This is a genomic window from Streptomyces sp. NPDC052064 (assembly GCF_055585925.1).
Genome location: NZ_JBVJJE010000011.1, coordinates 190,117 through 213,383, shown reverse-complemented (window position 1 = coordinate 213,383; position 23,267 = coordinate 190,117). Strand labels below are relative to the sequence as shown.

The window sequence follows — 23,267 nt, the reverse complement described above, 5'->3', positions numbered from 1 at the left end:
CAGGCTCAGGTGTCGAAGTCCACCGTCAGGGTGTCCGACACCGGGAACGACTGGCAGGTGAGGACGTAGCCCGCGTCGACCTCGGCCGGTTCGAGGGCGAAGTTGCGGCGCATGTCGGCCTTGCCGTCGGTGACCAGGGCGCGGCAGGTGCCGCAGACCCCGCCCTTGCAGGCGAACGGCAGGTCCGGGCGGGTCTGCTGGGCACCTTCGAGGATGGTCCGCTCGCGGGGCAGGGCGGAGGTGGTGGAGCGGCCGTCGAGGGTGACGGTGACCTGGCTGACCGGGCCGGAGGGGCCCGCCTCGGCGTGCTGGACCTCGCGGACGGGCTCGTCGTCGGCGTAGAACAGCTCCTGGTGGACGCGGTCGCCGGGCACGCCGAGGCCGGCCAGGACCTCTTGGGCGGCGCGGACCATACCGTGCGGCCCGCACAGCCACCAGTGGTCGGCGGACTCCACGTCGACCAGCGCGTCGACGAGTGCCGACAGCCGTTCGGCGTCGAGGCGGCCGGAGAGCACCTCGGCCTCGCGGGGCTCACGGGAGAGGACGTGGGCGACCTGGAAGCGTGCCGGGTAGAGGTCCTTCAGGTCGGCCAGCTCGTCGGCGAACATCACGGTGCCGGTGCGGCGGTTGCCGTAGAGGAGGGTGACCGTCGAGCGGGAGCCGGCGGCCAGGACGGACTCGGCGATGGAGACCATGGGCGTGATGCCGGAGCCGGCCGCGATCAGGACGTGGTGGCCGGGGGTGGTGAGGTCGGGTGTGAAGGCACCGGTGGGCGCCATCACCTCGACGGTGTCACCGGGGCGTACCTCGCGCACCAGCCAGGAGGAGAACAGGCCGCCGGGTACGACCCGGACGCCGATGCGCGGTGCCGTGCCGGCGGGTGAGCAGATCGAGTACGAGCGGCGCTCGTCCCGGCCGTCGATCTCGCGCCGCAGGGTGAGCGACTGGCCGGGCGCGAAGGCGAACTCCTCGGCCAGCTCGGCCGGGATGTCGAAGCTGACGGCAGCCGCGTCCTCGCACAGCGGCTGCACGGCGGCGACCCGCAGGGAGTGGAAGACCGGACGTCGGCGGGCACGCGCGCGTGCCGCCGGGGCGGGGGCCGGCTCCATCAGGTCCTCCATCAGATCTCCTTGACGTACTCGAACGGCTCGCGGCAGGCGAGGCAGCGCCACAGGGACTTGCAGGACGTGGCGCCGAAGCGGGAGGTCTCCTCGGTGTCGGGATGGCCGCAGCGGGGGCAGGGCACCGAGCGGCGGGTCGGCGACAGCACGAGCGGGACCGGGCCGGCTGCTCGCGCGGGCGCGGCCCCGGGCGGGGCGATGCCGTGCTCGGCGAGCTTGCGGCGGCCGGCCGCCGTGATCCAGTCGCTGCTCCAGGGCGGGTCGAGGACCGTGCGGATCTCCACGCGCGCGTACCCGGCGTCCCGCAGCCGGGCTGCCACGCCGGCGCGCATCTCCGCCATGGCCGGGCAGCCCGAGTAGGTGGGGGTCAGGCTCGCGACCACCGTGCCGTCCGGGCTCAGCGACACCTCGCGCAGCACTCCGAGGTCGGCCAGGGTGAGCATGGGCAGTTCGGGGTCGGGCACCTGCTCGGCGATGCGCCGGGCCCGTCGCGCGTCCAGCAGTGTGGTCACCATGTCGCCTCCGGGTGGGCGCGGGCCACGCCCTGCAACTCGGCCAGCAGCGGGGCGAGATGCTCGGTGTGCTCCCCGGTGCGGCCCGAGCCGGGCAGCGGCCGGTAGACGGGCATGGGCAGCCCGGCCGCCTCGGTGACCTGGCGCAGGACGGCGACGACCGCGTCCCGTACGTCGTGCGCGGTGAACAGCTCGCCCAGGTAGGGGGCGACCTGCTCCAGCGCCCTGCGCGTCCGCCGGTGCGACTCCTCGGTGCCGTCACCCAGCCGTACCGCCCACTCGGCCGCGTACTGCCGGTGGTAGGCCAGCTCCTTCACACCCTTGGCGGCGATCGCCGCGAGCACCGGGTCGCGGTGGGCGGTGAGCCGCTCGAAGTGCGCGAGGCGCCAGCTGGAGAACACCAGCAGTCGCACGATCGAGAACGCGAAGTCGCCGTTGGGGAGTTCGGCGAGGCGTATGTTGCGGAACTCGGCGGCGTCGCGGAAGTAGGCGTAGGCGTCCTCGTCGCGCCCGGTCCCGTCGACCTGTCCCGCGCGGGAGTACAACAGGCGGGCCTGGCCGAGCAGATCGAGCCCTGTGTTGGCCAGCGCCACCTCCTCCTCCAGCTCGGGCGCCCGCGTGGTCCACTCGGCCAGCCGCTGGGCCGAGACCAGGGCGTCGTCGGCCAGGGTGACGCAGAGGTCGGCCAGTTCCCCGGCGTCCACGCCGTCGGGCACGGCGGTGTCCACACCGTGCAGGGGATCCTCGAAGCCGGTGCCGTAGGCCCAGCGGGTGTCGTCCTCGTGCCCCTCGGCGAGGGTCATGTAGACGTGATCGTCACTCATGCCCTGCTCCTCAGATATGCGGGACGTCGTCGGGGATGTCGTAGAAGGTCGGGTGCCGGTAGACCTTGTCGGCGCTGGGCTCGAAGAACGGGTCCTTCTCGTCGCGGGTCGAGGCGGTGATGTGCTCGGAGCGCACGACCCAGATGCTCACGCCCTCGTTGCGCCGTGTGTAGAGGTCCCGGGCATGCGTGAGGGCCATGCGGTCGTCGGCGGCGTGCAGCGAGCCCACATGGACGTGGTTCAGCCCGCGCTTGCCGCGCACGAACACCTCGTACAACGGCCAGTTCTGCTTCTCGGCGGTCATGCCACCGCTCCCTTCTCCACGGGGGCGGCCTGCTTGGCCGCGTGGGCGGTCGCCGCCTCACGCACCCAGGCACCCTCCTCATGAGCCGTCCGGCGCCGCTCCATCCGCTGGGCGTTGCACGGACCGTCGCCCTTGATGACCCGCATCAGCTCGTCCCAGTCGGGAGTGCCGAAGTCGTGGTGCCCACGCTCCTCGTTCCACCGCAGCTCCGGGTCGGGCAGCGTCACACCGAGCTTCTCGGCCTGCGGGACGGTCATGTCGACGAAGCGCTGACGCAAGTCGTCGTTGCTGTGCCGCTTGATCTTCCAGGCCATGGACTGCGCCGAGTTGGGCGAGGCGTCGTCGGGCGGGCCGAACATCATCAGGGACGGCCACCACCAGCGGTCCACCGCGTCCTGCACCATCTCCCGCTGCGCCGCGGTCCCCCGCATCATCGTCATCAGCAGCTCGTAGCCCTGCCGCTGATGAAACGACTCCTCCTTGCAGATCCGCACCATCGCCCGCGCGTACGGCCCGTACGACGACCGGCACAGCGGCACCTGGTTGCAGATCGCCGCCCCGTCCACGAACCAGCCGATCACCCCGACGTCCGCGAAGCTCAGCGTGGGGTAGTTGAAGATCGAGGAATACTTCTGGCGGCCCTCGATCAGCCGCTCGGTCAGATCCGCGCGGTCGGCACCCAGCGTCTCCGCCGCCGAGTACAGATACAGCCCGTGCCCGGCCTCGTCCTGGACCTTCGCGAACAGAATGGCCTTGCGGCGCAGCGACGGCGCACGCGTGATCCACTCGCCCTCCGGCTGCATGCCGATGATCTCCGAGTGCGCGTGCTGCGCGATCTGCCGCACCAGCGTCTTCCGATAGCCCTCCGGCATCCAGTCGCGCGGCTCGATCCGCTGGTCCCGCGCGATCGTCGCGTCGAAGTGCTGCTGGAGAACCGGCTCGGCGCCGTCCGCCCCCCGGGGGCTGGAGTGTGTCGTGTCCATCCGTCCCACTTCCCAACCGACCATTCGTTCGGTCCATCATAGAACGACCCCGGGGGCCTTGGTAAGACCCTGATCCTTGACAGGCCCCGAGGCGGCTGGATTACTTGGCAACGCCGAAGCTAACCGAATGGTCGGTCGGGTTACAAGGTGGTGCGTGAAGTGAGCCGGACAGCTGACACGGCGGCAGGGCCCCGGCGGGGCGAGCCCCTCCCCCACGGCCTGCTGGACGACGGCGAGCGCCTGTCACGCGAGGAGCTGCGCGATCTCCAGCTCGACCGTCTGCGCCGGAGTCTGCGCCACGCCTACGACAACGTGGCGACGTACCGGAACAAGTTCGACGAGGCCGGTGTCGGACCTGACGACTGCCGCTCGCTGGAGGACCTGTCCCGGTTCCCCTTCACGACCAAGGCGGATCTGCGCGACACCTACCCGTTCGGCATGTTCGCCGTCCCCATGGACCAGGTCCGGCGCGTCCACGCCTCCAGTGGCACCACCGGCCGTCCCACGGTCGTCGGCTACACGGAGAACGACCTGACGATGTGGGCGGACCTGGTCGCCCGCTCGATCCGTGCCGCGGGCGGTCGCCCCGGGCACAAGGTGCATGTCTCCTACGGATACGGCCTGTTCACCGGCGGCCTCGGCGCGCACTACGGGGCCGAACGGGCCGGGTGCACCGTCATCCCCGCCTCGGGGGGCATGACCGCACGCCAGGTGCAGATCATCCAGGACTTCCAGCCCGAGATCATCATGGTCACCCCCTCCTACATGCTCACCCTCCTCGACGAGTTCGAGCGTCAGGGCGCCGACCCGCGCTCCACCTCCCTGAAGGTCGGGATCTTCGGTGCCGAGCCGTGGACGGAGGAGATGCGCCGCGAGATCGAGGAGCGCATGGACGTCCACGCCGTCGACATATACGGCCTGTCCGAGGTCATCGGCCCGGGTGTCGCCCAGGAGTGCGTGGAGACCAAGGACGGGCTGCACGTGTGGGAGGACCACTTCTACCCCGAGGTCGTCGACCCGCTCACGGGCGAGGTGCTGCCCGACGGCGAGGAGGGCGAACTGGTCTTCACCTCCCTCACCAAGGAAGCCCTGCCGGTCGTCCGCTACCGCACACGCGACCTGACCCGGCTGCTGCCCGGCACGGCCCGTCCCGCCTTCCGTCGCATCCAGAAGATCACCGGCCGCTGCGACGACATGATCATCCTGCGTGGGGTGAACGTCTTCCCCAGCCAGATCGAGGAGATCGTGCTGCGCACGCCCGGCGTCGCCGCGCACTTCCAGATCGAGCTGTCCCGGCGCGAACGGACGGACCACATGACCGTCCGCGTCGAAACTCGCCCCGGCACGCCCGCCGACCGGCGCGAGGCCGCCGCCCGAGCGATCGCGAAGGACGTCAAGGACGGAGTCGGTGTGACCGTCGACGTGTCGATCGTCGACCCGGAGACCCTGGAGCGCTCCCTCGGCAAGCTCCGCCGGGTCAAGGACCTGCGCGGGAAGCGGTAACACCGCCCTCACAGGCAGTACCGCGCCTCGGGAGCGGTGACCTCCTCGGGCACGCCCGCTTCGGATGCGGCCGGTTTGCGGATCAGGAGCAGTGCCGCGTCGTCGTGCAGCCGGCCGCCCACATGGGTCAGCAGCTCGTCGTGGAGCGCGCCGAGGGTGTGGGCCGGCTCGCGGGACACGTGTCGCTCCAGTCCTTCGGCGAGCGGATAGAAGGATTGCCCGTGGTCCCGGGCTTCGGTGACCCCGTCGGTGTAGAGCAGCAGCTGGTCACCGTCGGCGAAGGGAAGCACGTGGAGGCTGGGCCCGTGACCGGCGAGGGCTCGCAGCCCGAGAGGCGGGGACGGATGAGCGGGCTCCACCGGAGTGACGTTCCCGGAGGCGCGCACCAGCAGCGGAGGCGTGTGTCCGCAGTTCACCACCTCCAGGTGCCCGTCCTGCGGGTAGCCCGCGACCACGGCGGTGACGAAGTCGTCGTGACCGAGGTTGCGCGCCAGACTCCGCTCGATCCTGTCGACCACGGCGAGGAGGTCGGCCTCGTCGTGGGCGGCCTCGCGGAAGACACCGAGCACCAGCGCGGCGGTCCCGACGGCGGGCAGTCCCTTGCCGCGCACATCGCCGACGATCAACCGCACCCCGTGCGGGGTCGGTATCAGGGCGTAGAGGTCCCCGCCGATACGGGCCTCGGCCGCCGCGGCGCTGTAGCGGACGGCCACCTGGAACGGTCCGACGGTCGACGGCACGGGCTTGAGCAGTGCGTGCTGGGCGGTCTCCGCGACCGATCGGACGGCCGCGAGCACCCGTTCCCGGCGCCCCCGCAGGACACTGGCCAGGCCGCTCGCGAGGGTGACGGCCACCAGGGCGGACAGTACGGCGGCAAGTTCCCGGCCCGGGATACCGTCCCGGAAGCCGAGCGTCGCGCCGAGCGCGACGGCGAGGAAGCCCACCCACAGGACTCCGCGCGGCCCGTTGGTCGTGGCCGCGAGGGCCGGCCCGGCCGCGAGCAGGGGGAGCCAGATCATCCCGGCTCCGCCGGCGAGGTCGACGAGCACGATGACGGTGACGATCAGTACGGGCAGGACGGGCGTACCGGCGGCCAGCTGCGCGAATGCGCGTCTGCGGGCCGAGGCCCGGGTACCGGCCACTCGGTTGCTGAACGGCCGTACGGCCCAGTGGTCGTCACCAAGGTCTCGGGTCTGGCTCATGTCTGTATCCGTGATCCTCACCTGTGAGCGGGGGCGCGGGGCTGGGGGCGCATCCCTGAAATGTCTGTTTCATCCAGAAAACGGGGTGAGCTGGGGCACCGGCAAGGAGCGGATTTTCAGATAGTGAGCGAGAGGCCCCGCGTCACCCGGCTCGCGGTCGGGAGCAGCCGTGCGCTGATCTCCGGCAGCCGGGAGAGCCGGTTCGCCGGCAGCGAGACGCCGAGGGAGCCGAGGATGTCCCCGCTGTAGACCGGGACGGCGACGCAGACCGTGCCGAGGGCGTACTCCTCCAGGTCCGTGACGGCCGGGGGTGAGGTGTCCAGCCGCCGGAGCAGTTCCGGCAGGCTGGTGATGGTCCGTGGTGTGAGGTCGGCGAGGTGGTGGCGGGAGAGGTAGTCCTTGCGGGCCTCCTCGTCCAGTTCCCTGAGGACGGACTTGCCCAGCGCCGTCGCGTGCCCCGCGTCCTCGAAGCCCACCCAGAGATCGACGCGGGGCGTCCCGGGGCCGTCGACGATCTCGGCGACCCGGATCTCGCCCTCCTCGTAGAAGGTGAGATAGGCGGGGGCCGTGAGCTCGTCCCGCAGCGCGGCGAGCGTGGGCCGGACGCGGCTGAGCAGCGCCTGCGCGCGGCCCGTGGTCCGAATGGTCTGCAACTTGTCGCCGAGGACGAACCCGCCGTCGTCCAGTTTCCGCACGTACCCGTCGTGCACCAGTGTCCGCAGCAGGTGATAGGCGGTGGCCAGAGGCAGGCCGGTCTCACGCGCCAGCTGCTTGGCCGGCGCGCCGTTCTGGTGCGCGCTCACCGCCTCCAGCAGACGCATGGCCCGCTGGACGGAGGTGATGAGCGTGGGGCCGTCTTGCGCACCCATAGGACCAGCGTGCGTCAGCGGTACGGCGCGGGCAAGGCGGGGTGGAGGCCGCGCCGCCTCGCCGGGCTGACGGCGGCTGCCGCCCCGGCGGTTACCGGGACGGCGGAGGTGCGGTCGAGGCGCGCACCACGAGTTCGACCGGGGGGTCGTTCGCCGGTGGCGGTTCCGCGTCCGGTTTCTCGATGGCCTGCACCAGGAGCCGGAGTCCCTCTCGCGCCACGGCGTCGAAGGGCTGGCGCACCGTGGTGAGCGGTGGGGTCACATACGCGGCGACGGGGATGTCGTCGAAGCCGACCACGCTGATGTCGTCCGGAACCCGCCGTCCGGCCTCCGTCAGGGCGCGGATCACGCCGATGGCCATGTCGTCGTTGGCGGCGAACACGGCCGTGACGTCACTGTCGGCGGCGAGTACGCGGCCCGCCTCGTGGCCCGACGCGGCCGACCAGTCGCCGACGAGCACGGCCGGCTGCTCGCTGCCCCGCGCCGCGAGGGCACCGCGCCAGCCCTCCATGCGGTCCCGGGCGGCGAACCACCGTTCGGGGCCCGCGAGGTGGTGGACCGTCGTGTGGCCGAGGTCCAGCAGGTGTTCGGTGGCCGTGCGCGCGAGGAGTTCGGCGCCGACGCCGGTGGCGACGGTCCGGGTGCCACCGAACGCGGCCGGCGCCCCGAGGACGAGGACCGGCACGTCGACGCTGAGGGAGACCGCTCCCTCGTCGATGGGCTCGGAGACGACGATGCCGTCCACGCCCTGCTCCAGCAGCGACTCCACGGCGCCGACGACACCTCCCGGGTCGCCTTCCAGCGTGTTGACCACCCGGAGCGCGTATCCCGCGTCCCGCGCGGCCCGCTCGACGCCGATCAGGAGCGAGGCGGGCCCGTAGAGGGCGGTGCCGAGCGTGACCACGCCGATGGAGCGGGTCCGCCCGGAGGCCAGTGCTCTGGCCGCGCTGTTCAGCCGGTAACCGAGTTCCCCGGCCGCCTCCAGCACCCGCCGGCGCACCTCGTCGGAGACGTACCGCTCCCCGTTGAGGACCCTCGACACCGTCTTCTGCGAGACGCCGGCCAGCCGGGCCACGTCCACGCTGCGCGGCGCGGGGCCGCCGGCCCGTCCTCCCCCTGGCGTCATGCGTCTCTCCCTGTGTCCTGCCGGACTGCGCAGTCATGCGTACGCGGTGAAACGAGCCGCGTCAAGAAGCCGGGCGTGCGCTCAGCTCGTCACCCGGTACGTCACCTCGTCGAAGTCCGCGTGGTGCCTGGCCCCGGTGAGGTCCCAGGCCCACAGACCGGCGAACGCGCCCGTGAAGCCGAGGGAGCGGACCTGGCCGTCCTCGATGTGCTCGGCGTGCTCGTCGGACAGGACCGTCGCGTCCAGGGCGGCGCCGAACGGCTCCCAGCCTCCGCCCGCGTCGTACCGGAAGCGCAGCTCTGCCCCGTCGAAGTCCAGGCCGAGCCTCAGCCGCGTGGTGTCGCCGAGCCGCGCCTGACCGGCCTCGTCGACGGTCAGCACGCCCCGGTCGCAGCTCGCGACGCGCAGGACGGTCCGCCCCTCGTCGTCCACGGTGACGTGCAGGTGGTACCAGTTGCGGGTGTTGTAGTACGCGGTGATCCCGGCCAGGTGCTGGAACGTGAGGGGCCGGTACTCCATCGTCGCCTCGAAGGAGCAGCGTGCCGATGTGACGCGGCGCGCCATCAGGCTGGGTCCGACCAGGCTCTGCGGCGAGCGGCCGCCCCGAAGCCGCAGGTGGGAGGGGCGTTCGGCGAGGGAGGCCCAGTCGGGGGTCGCGGGCCGGCGCAGGGTCGACCAGTGGGGCCCCAGGGTCGGCCCGTCGAATCCGTCGAATCCGTCGAACCCGTCGCCTTCGGCAGAATCGTCGAATCCTTCGGTGCCGTCCCCCTCCGCGTGATCCCTCCCGGACGGCGCCGAGGACAGGCCAGGACCCGGCACCTTCAGGGCGGGGAGCCCCGTCTCCGTGCGCAACCAGCCGTCGGCGGTCCACGTCACGGGCGCCAGTGCCGTCTCCCGTCCCAGCACGCACGGCCCTCGACGCCCGTGGGGCCGGGCCACGAGGTAGGCCAGGTACCACCGGCCGTCCCCGGTCTCCACCAGGCTGCCGTGCCCGGCCTTCTGGAGGGGCAGGTCGGGGTGGTCGCGGGCGGTGAGGAGCGGGCCGTTCGGGTCGCGCTCATAGGGGCCCGTCAGGGTGCGCGAGCGGGAGACCGTGACCTGGTGGTCGTAGCCCGTGCCGCCGTCCGCGGTGAGCAGGTAGTACCAGTCGCCGTGCCGGTAGAGGTTCGGGCCTTCGATCCAGCCGGCCTGTGGCGGCAGCTCGATCCGCACGGGGTCGCCGGTCAGGCGGCGCTCGGCACGGTCGTAGCGCCGGGCCTCCAGGCCCGCGGAGCCGCCGTGGCCGGGGCGCCAGTCGTGGACCAGGTTCAGCAGCCGGCTGTCCGCTCCGTCGTGGAACAGGGAGGCGTCGAAGCCCCGGGCGTGCAGCGGCACCGGATCCGACCAGGGGCCCTCGACGGAGGGCGCGGTGACCAGGTAGTTGGGGCAGTCGGTGAAGCCGCCCGAGTACGTGGAGACGTTGCTGTAAACGAGGTGGAAGAGGCCGTCCGCGTGGGTGAGGCTCGGCGCCCACACGCCGCCGGAATCGGGGCAGCCGGTCAGGTCCAGCAGGCGGGTGTCGGCGAGGGCACCGCCGAGGGGGCGCCAGTGCACCAGGTCGGTGGAGTGGTGCAGGCGCACGCCGGGGTACCACTCGAACGTCGATGTCGCCAGGTAGAAGTCCGGCCCCACCCGCAGGATCGACGGGTCCGGGTGCGAGCCGGGCAGGACCGGGTTGCGGATGACGCCGACCGGCCGGTTTCCCATGTGATGTCCCCTCGTGACGCCCGCTCCGGCGTGCGCCGGGTGATCACCGCAGGACCGTAATGTCGAATACGTTCGCGAGCAACGCCGGCCTGAAAGGTTTTCCGGGGCCGCGACGGTGTCGTGGGCCCGTCCTCCGGCCGCACGTCATTACCGGGTCTGCCAACTCCAGTAGGGCACAGCTCTCTTGACACTTCATCAGCTCCCTCCTACGTTGCGAAAACCTTTCAGGTCGTTTCCGTGCTCTTCCCGGTCCGGACAGGGAGCATCCGATGAGAAGACCGCAGGTTCTGCTGGCCGCACTGGTGCTCGGCGTCTGTTCCCTCGTCCCGGCCGGACCGGCCGCGGCGGCGCAGACCATCGGGTTTCCCACCTTCAGCGGCCCCTCGATCCCCGCTCCGCCCGTCGCCCACACGCCGGGCGACATGATGCGGGCGATCTACGACGCGGAGAGCTCGGGGACCGACTTCTGGATGGACCGCCTGCTGGCCCGCTCTGGCGACGACCCGGCCGGCCCCTGGCTGATGAGCCGGGGACGCGCGGTCTTCATGAAGGAGCACGACCCCGCCCGGTTCGGCTTCGGCGGCAAGGTCGCCTACTGGGAGAGCATCACCGGCAACAACGCCTACACCGTCGCGGTGTCCCCGGGCACCTTCGCCGAGCAGGTCTCGCAGCGCCGGCAGACGCCCAGCCACTGGAAGAGCGTGCACACCAGCGGCTCGGTCACGGTCGACCAGACGAAGTTCATCACGGACAACAACGTCGCCGTGACCAACCTGTCGATCAGGAACAACGGCTCCGGCTCCACCACGCTCCGGTTACGGGCGACGTCGCCGTACGCCACCACGGGCAGCGGCAGCGAGCTGACCGGGCAGGTGAACGCCCACAACAACCTGACGACCATCCGCCCGCGGCTCACGGGTGACGGGTTCACCGTCTCCGGCGGCGGCCTCGACCGGTCCGTCACGGTCGCGGCCGGGGGCACCGTGACCGCCAAGGTGGTCATGGGCTTCGTCACCGACGAGATCCCCGAGTCGCGCACGGAGTACGACGCCTACGCGGGCTACTCGGCAGCCACCGCGTTCGCGACCCACGTGAGGGCCTACAACCGGTGGTGGGCGCAGAACGTGCCCTACATCGACGTGCCCGAGCCCGCGATCAAGAAGAACCTCTACTACCGCTGGTGGCTGATGCGCTTCAACCACCTCGACGCCGACATCCCCGGGCAGACCTTCCAGTTCCCGACCTCGACCGAAGGCGTCCTCGGCTACAACAACGCCATCGCGCTCACCCAGCCGATGCACATCGACGACCTGAAGTACCTGCGCGACCCGTCCTATGCCTACGGCGACTGGCTCAGCGTCGGCCAGACCTCCAGGGGCGGCCGCTTCATGGACAACCCGGGCGACCCCGAGAACTGGTCCAACAGCTACACCCAATACATCGCCGAGGCGGCCTGGAAGAGCTACCAGATCCACGGGGGCCAGCCGGCGATCGCCGCGAACCTGGCCCGCTATGCCGAGGGCGACGTCAAGGGCCAGCTCGCCCACTACGACCACGACGACAACAAGCTCATCGAGTACGACTGGGGTGCCCTCACCGGCAACGACGCCGACGCGGTCTCCTTCCACTGGAAGCCCGGGAACATGGACCGCGCCGAGTCCGCCTACCAGTACAGCGGGGCGCTGGCCGCAGCGCAGGCGTACGAGGCGACCGGCAACAGGGCCAAGGCGAGCGAGATGCGCACGCTGGCCGACCAGATCAAGGACGCCATCGTCAATGTGCTGTGGAACCCGAACCGGCAGTTGTTCGAGCACCGGCTGAAGTCGACGAACGAGTGGGTGCCCTGGAAGGAGATCAACAACTACTACCCGTTCTCGGTCGGCGCCGTCCCGAACACAGCGACGTACCGGCAGGCCCTGCGGCTGTTCGACGACCCGGCCCAGTACCCGGTCTTCCCCTTCTTCACCGCCAACCAGGCCGACAAGAAGGCGGCGGCCGAGGCCGGTGAACCGGGCTCCAACAACTTCTCCACCATCAACTCCACCGTCCAGTTCCGGCTCTACTCCTCGGTGCTGCGCAACTACCCCAACTCCTGGATGAGCGCGACCGACTACAAGAAGCTCCTCTACTGGAACACCTGGGCGCAGTACGTCGGCGGCAACACCCAGTGGCCGGACGCGAACGAGTTCTGGGCCGACTGGAACGGCAACTCGATCAACTACCGGTCATGGATCCACCACAACATCCTGGGCAGCGGCAACTGGACCGTGATCGAGGACGTGGCGGGGCTGCGGCCGCGCAACGACGCGAAGGTCGAGCTCTCCCCCATCGACATCGGCTGGTCCCACTTCACGGTCAACAACCTCCGCTACCGGGGCGCCGACCTCTCCATCGTCTGGGACGACCCGGCCGACGGCGTGGCGCGCTACCCCGGCATCCCGGAGGGCTATTCGGTCTACGTCAACGGCGACCGGGCCGCCACCGTCAGCTCCCTGGTGCCCTTCACCTGGGACCCGGCCACCGGCGAGGTCACCACCAGCGGCACGGTCACCCACCGCACGGCCGTCCCCGGGCTGAAAACCCCCACCCAGGTCGTGCAGGACAGTCCCCGCATGGTCGACATGCTCGCCAAGGCCGGTGTCGACCTGACCGCCGACCCGGCGAACCTCGCGTCCGGGGCGACCGTGTCCGCCTCCCACACCGGGTCGGGCAGCACGGTCTCCGGCGCCGTCGACGGCTATCCCACCAACGAGCCGTTCTGGGGCGCGGGCGGCTCCGCCAACAGCCAGGACTGGTACGAACTGAACTTCGGCACCACCCGGACGCTGAACGAGATGCGCCTGTACTTCAAGGACAGCCGCCCGGCGAGCACCACCTACCGGGCGCCGTCCTCGTACTCGGTCCAGTACCACAACGGCGGTTCCTGGGTGAACGTGCCCGAGCAGACGAAGGGTCCGGCCACCCCCCGGGCCAACTACAACCTGGTGCGGTTCCCGGCGATCAGTGCCCAGCGCGTACGGGTCCTGGCCACCCACGCCTCCGGGGCGAAGACGGGGCTGACCGAGATCAAGGTCCACCACCGGGGCGGCGCCCAGCCACCCGCCAACCTGGCTTCGTCGGCCACGGCGTCCGCCTCGTACACCTCCCCCTGGGAGAGCGTCACCGCCGTCAACGACGGGGTCGACCCGCCCTCGTCCGACGACACCGTGAATCCGCGCTGGGGCACCTGGCCGGAGAGCGGGCAGCAGTGGGCCGAGCTGACCTGGCCGTCGGCGAAGACGCTGAACAAGGCCGAGGTGTACTTCTTCGACGACGACCAGGGCATCGACGTGCCCGCCTCGTGGAAGCTCCAGTACTGGAACGGCAGCGCCTACGTCGACGTGCCCGGTGCCGGCGCCTACCCGGTGGCGAAGAACCAGTACAACACCGTCACGTTCACCGCGACGAACACCACGCGACTCCGTGTGCAGCTCACCAGCAACGGCACCCACTCCGTCGGCCTCCTCGAAGCAAAGGTGTACGGCCCGTGACCCGTTCCCGCTGCCTGTCCGCGCTCCTCGCCCCACTCACCATGGCGGTCGCCTTCCTGGCCGCGCCACCGCCCGCTGCCGCCGCCGTCTCCTTCACCTCGACGGGGGTGAACCAGAACGGCGGCAACTGCCTCGACCTGCCCGGCGGTTCGTCGGCCGACGGGGCGCAGCTGCGTGCCGTCACGTGCGACTCCGGCGCGAACCAGAGCCTCGGCTTCGCCCCCGTTCCGGGGACGAGCGACACGTACACGATCACGACCCGGTCCGGCCAGTGCGTCGACGTCCACGGCGCTTCCACGGCGGACAACGCGACAGTCATCCAGTGGCCCTGCCACGGCGGCACCAACCAGCAGTGGCGACTGGTGCCGGTCAGCGGCGGAGACAAGACCTTCAACCTGGTCTCCGCGAGCTCGGGCAAGTGCGTCACACCCAGCGGAGGTTCGCCGGTATCGAACACCGGCCTGGTGCAACTGCCGTGCTCCACGGCGAACGGCAGGGTGTGGCGGCTGCCCGGCTTCACCGGCGGCGGCACGAGCCCGAACACCTTCACCAACCCCATCGCCCAGCGCGGCCCCGACCCCTGGATGACCTACCACGACGGCTACTACTACCTCGCCACCACGACCTGGAACTCGACGGTCACCATGCGCAAGTCCCGCACCCTGGCGGGGCTGGCCACGGCCACCGAACAGGTGATCTTCAACCTGACCCGGCCCAACGGGGCGGGCACGATGTGGGCGCCCGAGTTCCACCTGCTCGACGGCCCGAACGGCAAGCGGTTGTACTTCTACTACACCGCCGGACGGGAACCGTTCGACCTGGGCACGCAGCGGATCCACGTGCTGGAGAGCGCCGGCCTGGACCCGATGGGGCCGTACACCTTCAAGGCCGACCTGCTCGACCCGGCCCAGGACAACACCTGGGAGCTGGACCCGGGCATCCTCCAGCTGAACGGCAAGCTCTACCTGCTCGGCACGTTCTACAACGGCTCGCAGCCGATGTTCATCCGGCCGCTGTCGAACCCGTGGACCGCGAGCGGCACCCGCCGGATCCTGTCCAGCCCCACCCACAGCTGGGAGACGGTCGGCGGCGCGGTCAACGAGGGCGCCGAAGTCCTCCAGCGGAACGGGAAGACGTTCATCATCTACTCCGCCAGCCACTGCTCCACGCCCGACTACAAGCTGGGCATGCTCACGTACAACGGCGGCGACCCGCTCAGCTCCTCCTCCTGGACCAAGTCACCGAACCCGGTCTTCCAGCGGTCCAACGCCAACGGCGTGTACGGCCCCGGCCACAACGGCTTCTTCAAGTCGCCGGACGGCACGGAGGACTGGATGGTGTACCACGCGAACAGTTCGGCGAGCGGCGGCTGCGACATGAACCGCTCGACCAGGGCACAGAAGTTCACCTGGAACGCCGACGGCACGCCGAACTTCGGCACCCCGGCGGGCCTGGGCGTCCCGCTGACGGCGCCGTCGGGCGAGTAGCGCGACCGCGCAGGCGATCCGGATGGAGCAAGAGGCCCGTGAAGACCGGCGAAACGCCGCCGTGGTACTTCTCGGGCCTCCCCCGACCGGCGACCATGCCATGTCATGGACATCTTGCTCGTCGCCAGCGCGTTCAACAGCCTGTCCCAGCGTGTGTACGCGGAACTGTCGGACCAAGGGCACGACGTGGACGTCGTGCTCGCCTCGCACGGCGCCGACGCGCTCCGAGCCGCCGTACGCGAGGTGCGCCCGGAATTGATCGTCGCGCCGATGCTGAAGTCGGCCCTGCCGGAGGACGTGTGGCAGGAGCACACCTGCCTGATCGTGCACCCGGGACCACCCGGCGACCGCGGCCCGTCGTCGCTGGACTGGGCGATCGCCGAGGAGGCGCCCGAGTGGGGCGTGACGGTACTCCAGGCCGAGGCGGCGATGGACGCGGGGGACATCTGGGCGGACGGGTCCTTCCGGGTGCCGCCGGCCGGCAAGAGCGACGTGTACCGCAACGAGGTGTCCGACGCCGCCGCGGCCGCGGTGCTGCTGGCCGTACGGCGGTTCGCCGACGGATCGTTCAAGCCACGGCCGCAGAGCGATCCCGGGATCAGCGTGGTGTGGCGCGACTTCTTCCGCCAGGAGCAGCGGCGGATCGACTGGGAGAACGACAGCACGGACACGGTGCTGCGCAAGCTCCGCGGGGCCGACTCACAGCCCGGCGTCCTGGACGAGGTGTGCGACCGGGAGGTGTTCCTGCACGGCGGGCACCACGAGGACCGTCTGCGCGGACACCCTGGCGAGCTGCTCGCGACGCGGTCCGGCGCGGTCTGCCGGGCCACCCGCGACGGCGCGGTGTGGATCCCGGAACTGCGCCCCCGCAAGAGCTCCGGCGACCCGGCACCGTTCCGCCGCCCGGCGGCCTCGGTCCTCGCCGGCTTCCCGGCCCCGCCCGGCAGCGGCCCTGGCATGCCTGGTTCGAACGACCGACCGTACTGGCTGCCGGAGATCGCCGCCCCGCTCGAACTGCCACCGAACCGCACCACCTGGTCCGACATCCGCTACCGGCAGCGGGACGACATCGGCTTCCTGTCCTTCTCGTTCCCGGGCGGGGCGATGAGCACCAACCACTGCCGCAGGCTGCTCGCCGCCTACCGGTACGCGCTCACCCGCCCCACTTCGGTGGTGGTGCTCGGCGGCGCCCGTGACTTCTTCTCCAACGGCATCCACCTGAACGTCATCGAGGCGTCGAGCGACCCGGCGGGCGAGTCCTGGTCCAACCTCATCGCCATGAACGATCTGGTCGAGGCCGTGCTGCGCACCACGGATCGGCTGGTGGTGGCGGCGCTCGGCGGCAACGCGGCGGCCGGCGGTGTCATGCTGGCCCTGGCCGCCGATGAGGTGTGGTGCCGCACGGGCAGCGTCCTCAACCCGCACTACCGGAACATGGGCCTGTACGGATCGGAGTACTGGACGTACTCGCTGCCGCGCCGCGTGGGAGCCGAGACGGCCGAGCGGCTGACGAGCGAGGCGTTGCCGGTGAGCGCCGCGACGGCTGCGCGGATGGGCCTGGTGGATCGTCTGGTGCCGGCCCAGGCCGGGGAGTTCACGACCGAGGTCGAGCGACTGGCTGCCGCACTCGCCGGCGACCCGGACCTCACACGCCGGATCACCGCCAAGACCACGGCACGTCACGCGGACGAGCTCCAGCGCCCCCTCGCCGAATACCGGCGGACCGAACTCGCCCGCATGCGCGCCATCTTCTTCGACCCGCAGGCCCCGTACCACGCGCTGCGGTCCGCCTTCGTCCGCAAGGTCCCGAGCGGCTCCGCCAGGCCACTGGCGACCGAAGGCGCACGATGAGTGCGCGGCTGCTCGTGGCGGGCGTCGGCAACATCTTCCTCGCCGACGACGCCTTCGGCCCCGAGGTGGTCCGCGCCCTGGACCAGCGCCCGCTGCCGCCCGAGGTGCGGGTACGGGACTTCGGCATCCGCGGGATGGACCTCGCGTACGCGCTGCTCGACGGCTACGACACGGCCGTCCTGGTCGACGCGGCCGTACGGGGACACGAGCCGGGCACCCTGTCGCTGATCGAGCCGGACCTGCCCGACCGCGCCTCGGCCGGCGCCCCGCCCGAGGCACACGGCATGGACCCGGCGAAGGTCCTCGCCCTGGCCGCCCACCTCGGCGACGAACCGCTCCCGCGCGTCCTCGTCCTGGCTTGCGAGCCCGAGCTGCGGGCACCTGCCGACGAGGACATCGCCCCGGGCATCAGCGCGACGGTACGCGAAGCGGTCGGGCGGGCCGTCGCGGCCCTGCACGCCATGGTTCCGGTGCTGCTGGCCGACCCGGCGGCCACGCCCTCGTTGAGCCGCCCGGACGAATCCCCCGCCCTGTCCCCGCCGGGCTGCCGGGCACCGTGAGAGACGGCGCCGAGGATCGGTAGCGGACCGATTTCCCTACCGACCGCGAGGAGCGGCGCCCATGTGCGATTCCGTGGACGAGGTCACTCAGGCCGTCCTGGCGAAGAACGACGGTCTGGCCGCGGGCCTGCGCGACGAGCTGACCCGGCGCGGAGTGAGCGTGGTCAATCTGCTGTCCAGCCCGGGCAGCGGCAAGACGGAACTGCTCGGGCGGGTGCTCGCCAGGGCGGTGGAGCGGGGCCTTCCGGTGGCCGCGCTCACCGCCGACCTGGCGACCGAGAACGACGCCGACCGGCTGGCCCGTTCGGGAGCCCCGGTGAAGCAGCTGCTGACGGACGGGCTGTGCCATCTGGAGGCGCGGCAGCTGCGCGGCCACGTGGAGAGCTGGCTGCCCGAGGACACCTCGCTGCTTTTCGTGGAGAACGTCGGCAACCTCGTCTGCCCGGCGTCCTACGACCTCGGTGAGAGTCTGCGGATCGTGCTCATGGCGGTGACGGAGGGCGAGGACAAGCCGCTCAAGTACCCCACGGCCTTCGGCTCCGCCCACCTCGTGGTGCTCACCAAGACCGATCTGACCGCGCCCGCCGGGTTCGACCGGACCGCCTTCGAGGCGCATGTGCAGCGGGTCAACCCGGGGGTGGAGGTGGTGCGGTCCTGCGCGCGCACCGGCGACGGCGTCGACGCCGTGCTGGAACGGGTGCTCGCCGTGCGGGACGGGGGCCCTGCCCACCGGCCTCCGCTGGCGCCCCGCCCGCACACCCACACCCACACCCACACCCATGAGGACGCCGAAGCCGGCCTCGTCTCGTGACAGCCCCCGTCACACAGGCGGTGCGCCGCCGCGTCACGGTACGCGGCACCGTGCAGGGCGTGGGGTTCCGCCCCTTCGTGCACCGCCTGGCCACCGGTCTCGCGCTCACGGGATTCGTGAGCAACACGGCGAGCGGTGTTCTCATCGAGGTGGAGGGCACGCCGGAGGGTGTCGCGGACTTCTGCGACCGGCTGGTGACCCGGACTCCACCGTTGGCCGCCGTCACCGGTGTCGGGTTCGAGGACCTGCCCGTCACCGGCGCCGAAGGCACCTTCGCCATCCGTGCCACCGACCGCTCTCCCGGCCACACCCTCCTCCCGCCCGACACGGCGACCTGCGCGGACTGTCTGCGGGAACTGGCCGATCCGGCGGACCGCCGGCACCGGCACCCGTTCGTCACGTGCACCCACTGCGGGCCCCGCTTCACCATCGCCACGGGCATGCCGTACGACCGGGCGGTCACGACCATGACCGGCTTCCCGATGTGTGCCGACTGTGCCCGGGAGTACGGCGATCCCCTCGACCGCCGCTTCCACGCCCAGCCCGTGGCCTGCCCCGGCTGCGGTCCCCGGCTGCGCCTGGTGCCCGCCGCCGGCAGCGATGTCCGCCCGGCGCGGGACGCCGACGCCCTGGCGGTGGCACGGGCGCTGCTGGCCGCCGGGCGGATCGTCGCCGTCAAGGGCCTCGGCGGCTACCACCTGGCGTGCGACGCGACCGACGCGCGGGCCGTCGAGACGCTGCGCACCCGCAAGGCACGCGGCGGCAAGCCGTTCGCGGTGATGTGCGCGGACCTGGACGCCGTACGGCGGATCGCCGTGCTCTCCACACCCGAGCTGACCGCCCTCACCAGCCCCCGGCGCCCCATCGTCCTGCTCCGCCGACGCGACGGGCGGGCAGGCCTCGCGCCCGGCGTCTGCCCCGGCAGCCCCCACCTCGGCGTCATGCTGCCCTACACACCCGTGCACACCCTGCTGTTCGGCCTGCCCGGCGATCCGCCGGGACCGCGCGTGCTGGTCATGACGAGTGGCAACCGCTCCGGCGAACCGATCGTCACGGACGACGACGAGGCACTGACCCGGCTCGCCGGGCTGGCCGACGCGTGGCTCGCCCACGACCGGCCCATCGCCTCGCCCTGCGACGACTCCCTGCTGCGGGTGCGCCCCGACGGCACCGAGCAGGTGCTCCGCCGGTCCCGGGGGTATGTGCCCCGCCCCCTGCGGCTGCCGGTCCCGGTGCGGCCCGCGCTCGCCGTGGGCGGCGATCTGAAGAACGCCCTGTGCCTCGGCGAGGGCGACGACGCCTGGTTCGGACCGCACATCGGCGACATGGGCGATCTGACCACCCTGGAGGCGGCCCGACGGGCGGAGGCGCACATGCGGTGCCTGACCGGCGTCGCGCCCGAAGTCGTCGCCGCGGACCGGCACCCTGGGTACCACTCGGCGAGGTGGGCCGCCCGGCTGGCCGAGCGCACTCCTGTGCTGGTCCAGCACCACCACGCGCACATCGCCTCCGCGATGGCCGAGCACGGTCTCGACGGCACCGCACCCGTGATCGGCGTCGCCTTCGACGGCACGGGCTACGGCGACGACGGCACCGTCTGGGGCGGCGAGATCCTGATCGCCGACTACACCGGCCACCGGCGCCTGGCCCATCTGGCTCCCGCCCCGCTGCCCGGCGGCGACGCGGGTGTGGCCAACCCGTGCCGCCTGGCGCTGGCCCGGCTGTGGGCGGCGGGCCTGCCGTGGGACGCGGACCTGCCGAGCGTGACCGCCTGCGCGGCCGACGAACTGGCCGTTCTGCGACAGCAACTGGCGCGCGGTGTGGCCTGTGTGGCGACCTCCAGCATGGGCCGGCTCTTCGACGCCGTGTCGTCGCTCGTCGGCGTGTGCCATCGCGCGGGGTACGAGGCGCAGGCCGCCCTGGAGCTGGAGGCGGCGGCCGCTTCGGCCTGGGACGCCGAGACCTCGGCATACGCCTTCGCCGGCGACCTCGACCCGGCGCCCGTGCTCAGCGCACTGGTCGCCGATCTGCGGCGGGGCACCCCTGCCCCCGTGCTCGCCTCCCGCTTCCACCGGGCGGTGGCGCGGGCCGTCGCGGAGATCTGCCGGCGTGCGCGCCGGGCCACCGGCCTGGCCACCGTCGCCCTCAGCGGCGGGGTCTTCGCCAACGCGCTGCTGGAGGAGGAGTGCACGCGGCTGCTGGCCGGCGACGGGTTCTCGGTGCTCCGCCACGGCGAAGTCCCCCCGAACGACGGCGGATTGGCCCTCGGCCAGCTGGTGGTCGCGGCGCACCTACGACAGGAGGAGTGACCCATGTGTTTGGCAGTGCCCGGCAAGGTCGTGGCCATCGACGACAGCGCGGATCCGCTCACCGGGCTGATCGACTTCGGCGGAGTGCGGAAGCAGGCGTGTCTGGAGTACGTGCCCGAGGTGCGGGTGGGCGAGTACGTCATCGTGCACGTCGGTTTCGCGCTCCAGCGCCTGGACGAGGAGTCGGCCCTGGCCTCGCTGAAGCTGTTCGAGGAACTGGGGTTGCTGGAGGAGGAGTTCGGCGACGCCTGGGAGCAGGCGGCGAAGGAGGCGGGAACGGCGTGAAGTACATCGACGAGTTCAACGACCCGGATCTGGCCCGGCGTCTGCTGGACGAGATCCGGGCCACCGCGACCCGGCCGTGGGCCCTGATGGAGGTGTGCGGCGGGCAGACCCACTCGATCATCCGGCACGGCATCGACCAACTGCTGCCCGAACAGGTCGAGTTGATCCATGGCCCTGGCTGCCCCGTCTGCGTCACACCGCTGGAGGTCATCGACAAGGCCCTGGAGATCGCCTCGCGACCTGGAGTGATCTTCTGTTCCTTCGGCGACATGCTCCGAGTGCCGGGCACCGGCCGCGACCTGTTCCGGGTCAAGGGCGAAGGCGGCGACGTACGCGTGGTCTACTCGCCGCTCGACGCCCTGGAGCTGGCCCGCCGCCACCCGGACCGGGAGGTGGTGTTCTTCGCGATCGGCTTCGAGACCACCGCACCGGCCAACGCGATGGCCGTGCACCAGGCGCGCAGGCTGGGTCTGAGCAACTTCAGCCTGCTGGTGTCGCATGTGCGGGTGCCCCCGGCCGTCGAGGCGATCATGACGGCTCCGGCCTGCCGGGTGCAGGGCTTCCTGGCCGCCGGGCACGTGTGCAGCGTGATGGGCACGGCGGAGTATCCGGAGCTGGCCGAGCGGTTCGGTGTGCCGATGGTGGTGACCGGGTTCGAGCCGCTGGACATCCTGGAGGGCATCCGCCGGGCGGTCCGCCAGCTGGAGCGTGGCGAGCACCGGGTGGAGAACGCGTATCCGCGTGCCGTGCGCGAGGAGGGCAATCCGGCCGCCGTGCGCATGATCGAGGAGGTGTTCGAGGTCACCGACCGGAACTGGCGGGGCATCGGGCGGATCCCCGCCAGCGGCTGGAAGCTGACCGACGCCTTCCGCGCGTACGACGCCGAGCACCGCTTCGACGTCAACGGGATCCGTACCGAGGAGCCCGCCGAGTGCCGCAGCGGCGAGGTGCTGCAGGGGCTGATCAAGCCGACCGAGTGCGCCGCGTTCGGCACCACCTGCACCCCGCGCACCCCGCTCGGCGCCACCATGGTCTCCAGCGAGGGCGCCTGCGCGGCCTACTACCTGTACCGCCGGATGAACGCCCCGTCTCCGCAGACCGGCGGGGCCCCACAGGAGGAGGTGGCTCCCGTTGCCTGAGCAGCTCGCCGATGTGGTCGACCCGGCCAACTGGACCTGCCCCGCCCCGCTGCGCGACCAGGATGTCGTGGTGATGGGACACGGCGGAGGCGGAGCACTGTCGGCGGAGCTGATGGAGCAGATCTTCACTCCCGCCTACGGCAACGCCACCCTGGCCGGTCTCGCCGACTCGGCCGTCCTCGAACTGGGCGGCGCGCGGCTCGCCTTCTCCACCGACTCGTACGTCGTCCGGCCGCTGTTCTTCCCCGGCGGCAGCCTGGGCGACCTCGCGGTCAACGGCACCGTCAACGACCTGGCGATGAGCGGTGCGCGGCCCGCGTATCTCTCCGCCGCGTTCGTCCTGGAAGAGGGCGTGGAGCTGACGGTCGTCGAACGGGTCGCACGCTCCATGGGTGCGGCGGCCGAGGCGGCCGGGGTCACCATCGCCACGGGTGACACCAAGGTGGTGGAGTCCGGGCACGGCGACGGTGTGTACGTCACCACCGCCGGGGTGGGGCTCGTCCCCGACGGGGTGGACATCCGGCCCCAGCGTGCGCGTCCCGGTGACGCCGTCATCGTGAGCGGGCCGATCGGCCTGCACGGGGTGGCGATCATGAGTGTCCGGGAGGGACTGGAGTTCGGCGTCGAGGTCACCAGCGACACCGCGCCGCTGGCGGATCTGGTGGCGGCGATGCTGGCCGTCACACCGGACATCCATGTGCTGCGCGACCCGACCAGGGGTGGCCTGGCGGCGTCCCTCAACGAGATCGCCCGTGCCTCGGGGACCGGTGTCCGGCTTCAGGAGCGCGCCATTCCGGTGCCGGACGCGGTGGCGAACGCCTGCGGGTTCCTCGGGCTCGACCCCCTCTACGTCGCCAACGAGGGCCGGCTCGTCGCCTTCGTGCCCCCGTCGGCGGCGGACGAGGTCCTCGCGGCGATGCGGTCCCACCCTCAGGGTGCCGGGGCCGCGCTGATCGGCGAGTGCGTCGCCGATCATCCCGGCATGGTCGTGACCGCCACCGGCCTCGGCGGCACGCGGGTGGTGGATCTGCCGCTCGGCGAGCAGTTGCCGCGTATCTGCTGATCCGCTCCGGAAGCGAGTGGGCCCCGCCGACATGCTCGGCGG

The 23,267-nt window shown here is 71.6% G+C and carries 18 protein-coding genes and 1 pseudogene; 10 read left to right on the top strand and 9 right to left on the bottom strand.

Annotation, left to right across the window (positions count from 1 at the left end; translation table 11 throughout):
- Positions 1 to 5 precede the first annotated feature (5 nt).
- The 5 genes from paaE to paaA are packed head-to-tail and all read right to left on the bottom strand — an operon-like array spanning position 6 to position 3,744.
- Positions 6 to 1,121: a 1,2-phenylacetyl-CoA epoxidase subunit PaaE gene (paaE, locus tag ACZ6TU_RS28640; RefSeq protein WP_467677515.1), complete on the bottom strand. Its 1,116-nt coding sequence runs from the start codon at positions 1,119 to 1,121 to the stop codon at positions 6 to 8.
- Positions 1,121 to 1,636 (bottom strand): 1,2-phenylacetyl-CoA epoxidase subunit PaaD, encoded by a 516-nt coding sequence (gene paaD / locus ACZ6TU_RS28635; RefSeq protein ID WP_467677514.1) that lies wholly within the window; start codon positions 1,634 to 1,636, stop codon positions 1,121 to 1,123. The genes paaE and paaD overlap by 1 nt, the downstream gene beginning before the upstream one ends.
- A complete protein-coding gene (gene paaC / locus ACZ6TU_RS28630; protein ID WP_467677512.1) occupies positions 1,630 to 2,457 on the bottom strand; it encodes a 1,2-phenylacetyl-CoA epoxidase subunit PaaC in 828 nt (275 codons plus the stop codon). The genes paaD and paaC overlap by 7 nt, the downstream gene beginning before the upstream one ends.
- A gap of 10 nt (positions 2,458 to 2,467) precedes the next feature.
- Positions 2,468 to 2,761 (bottom strand): 1,2-phenylacetyl-CoA epoxidase subunit PaaB, encoded by a 294-nt coding sequence (gene paaB / locus ACZ6TU_RS28625; RefSeq protein ID WP_467677510.1) that lies wholly within the window; start codon positions 2,759 to 2,761, stop codon positions 2,468 to 2,470.
- Positions 2,758 to 3,744 carry a 1,2-phenylacetyl-CoA epoxidase subunit PaaA gene (gene paaA, locus ACZ6TU_RS28620; RefSeq protein WP_469551944.1) on the bottom strand — a complete coding sequence of 329 codons (987 nt, stop codon included), beginning with the start codon at positions 3,742 to 3,744 and terminating at the stop codon, positions 2,758 to 2,760. Before paaA ends, paaB begins: the two co-directional genes overlap by 4 nt.
- A 159-nt stretch (positions 3,745 to 3,903) precedes the next feature.
- Here paaA and paaK point away from each other — a divergent pair, with 159 nt between their 5' ends.
- Complete coding sequence (gene paaK, locus ACZ6TU_RS28615; RefSeq protein WP_469551942.1) at positions 3,904 to 5,247, top strand: phenylacetate--CoA ligase PaaK; 1,344 nt, start codon at positions 3,904 to 3,906, stop codon at positions 5,245 to 5,247.
- An 8-nt stretch (positions 5,248 to 5,255) separates the two neighbouring features.
- Here paaK and ACZ6TU_RS28610 read toward each other — a convergent pair whose 3' ends face one another.
- The 4 genes from ACZ6TU_RS28610 to ACZ6TU_RS28595 all read right to left on the bottom strand — a co-directional run bounded on the left by ACZ6TU_RS28610 (position 5,256) and on the right by ACZ6TU_RS28595 (position 10,190).
- Positions 5,256 to 6,449 (bottom strand): PP2C family protein-serine/threonine phosphatase, encoded by a 1,194-nt coding sequence (locus ACZ6TU_RS28610; protein ID WP_469551940.1) that lies wholly within the window; start codon positions 6,447 to 6,449, stop codon positions 5,256 to 5,258.
- A 116-nt stretch (positions 6,450 to 6,565) separates the two neighbouring features.
- On the bottom strand, positions 6,566 to 7,318 hold the full coding sequence (locus ACZ6TU_RS28605; protein WP_469551938.1) for an IclR family transcriptional regulator: 753 nt from the start codon (positions 7,316 to 7,318) through the stop codon (positions 6,566 to 6,568).
- Positions 7,319 to 7,409: 91 nt separating this feature from the next.
- On the bottom strand, positions 7,410 to 8,444 hold the full coding sequence (locus ACZ6TU_RS28600) for a LacI family DNA-binding transcriptional regulator (protein ID WP_467677501.1): 1,035 nt from the start codon (positions 8,442 to 8,444) through the stop codon (positions 7,410 to 7,412).
- Between the two features lie 81 nt (positions 8,445 to 8,525).
- Positions 8,526 to 10,190: a glycoside hydrolase family 43 protein gene (locus ACZ6TU_RS28595; protein ID WP_469551935.1), complete on the bottom strand. Its 1,665-nt coding sequence runs from the start codon at positions 10,188 to 10,190 to the stop codon at positions 8,526 to 8,528.
- 269 nt (positions 10,191 to 10,459) lie between these two features.
- Between ACZ6TU_RS28595 and ACZ6TU_RS28590 the strand changes: the two genes are divergently transcribed.
- From ACZ6TU_RS28590 to hypE, 9 genes and pseudogenes are all read left to right on the top strand, one after another.
- Positions 10,460 to 13,720: a discoidin domain-containing protein gene (locus ACZ6TU_RS28590; RefSeq protein ID WP_467677497.1), complete on the top strand. Its 3,261-nt coding sequence runs from the start codon at positions 10,460 to 10,462 to the stop codon at positions 13,718 to 13,720.
- The gene (locus tag ACZ6TU_RS28585; RefSeq protein WP_467677496.1) at positions 13,717 to 15,207 is read left to right on the top strand and encodes a family 43 glycosylhydrolase; all 1,491 of its coding nucleotides are present in this window, start codon (positions 13,717 to 13,719) and stop codon (positions 15,205 to 15,207) included. Before ACZ6TU_RS28590 ends, ACZ6TU_RS28585 begins: the two co-directional genes overlap by 4 nt.
- 105 nt (positions 15,208 to 15,312) lie before the next feature.
- A complete protein-coding gene (locus ACZ6TU_RS28580; RefSeq protein WP_467677494.1) occupies positions 15,313 to 17,058 on the top strand; it encodes a hydrogenase maturation protein in 1,746 nt (581 codons plus the stop codon).
- A pseudogene (locus ACZ6TU_RS28575) lies at positions 17,055 to 17,641 on the top strand (hydrogenase maturation protease). Before ACZ6TU_RS28580 ends, ACZ6TU_RS28575 begins: the two are co-directional and overlap by 4 nt.
- Positions 17,642 to 17,679: 38 nt before the next feature.
- On the top strand, positions 17,680 to 18,429 hold the full coding sequence (hypB, locus tag ACZ6TU_RS28570) for a hydrogenase nickel incorporation protein HypB (protein ID WP_467677492.1): 750 nt from the start codon (positions 17,680 to 17,682) through the stop codon (positions 18,427 to 18,429).
- Positions 18,426 to 20,738, top strand: a complete 2,313-nt coding sequence (hypF, locus tag ACZ6TU_RS28565) for a carbamoyltransferase HypF (RefSeq protein ID WP_467677490.1) — start codon at positions 18,426 to 18,428, stop codon at positions 20,736 to 20,738. Before hypB ends, hypF begins: the two co-directional genes overlap by 4 nt.
- Positions 20,739 to 20,741: 3 nt before the next feature.
- Positions 20,742 to 21,023, top strand: coding sequence for a HypC/HybG/HupF family hydrogenase formation chaperone (locus ACZ6TU_RS28560; RefSeq protein ID WP_467677488.1), 282 nt, complete (start codon positions 20,742 to 20,744; stop codon positions 21,021 to 21,023).
- Positions 21,020 to 22,162 carry a hydrogenase formation protein HypD gene (gene hypD, locus ACZ6TU_RS28555; protein WP_467677487.1) on the top strand — a complete coding sequence of 381 codons (1,143 nt, stop codon included), beginning with the start codon at positions 21,020 to 21,022 and terminating at the stop codon, positions 22,160 to 22,162. The genes ACZ6TU_RS28560 and hypD overlap by 4 nt, the downstream gene beginning before the upstream one ends.
- Entirely contained in the window at positions 22,155 to 23,225 is a 1,071-nt protein-coding gene (hypE, locus tag ACZ6TU_RS28550; protein ID WP_467677485.1) for a hydrogenase expression/formation protein HypE, read from the top strand. Before hypD ends, hypE begins: the two co-directional genes overlap by 8 nt.
- Positions 23,226 to 23,267: the final 42 nt, after the last annotated feature.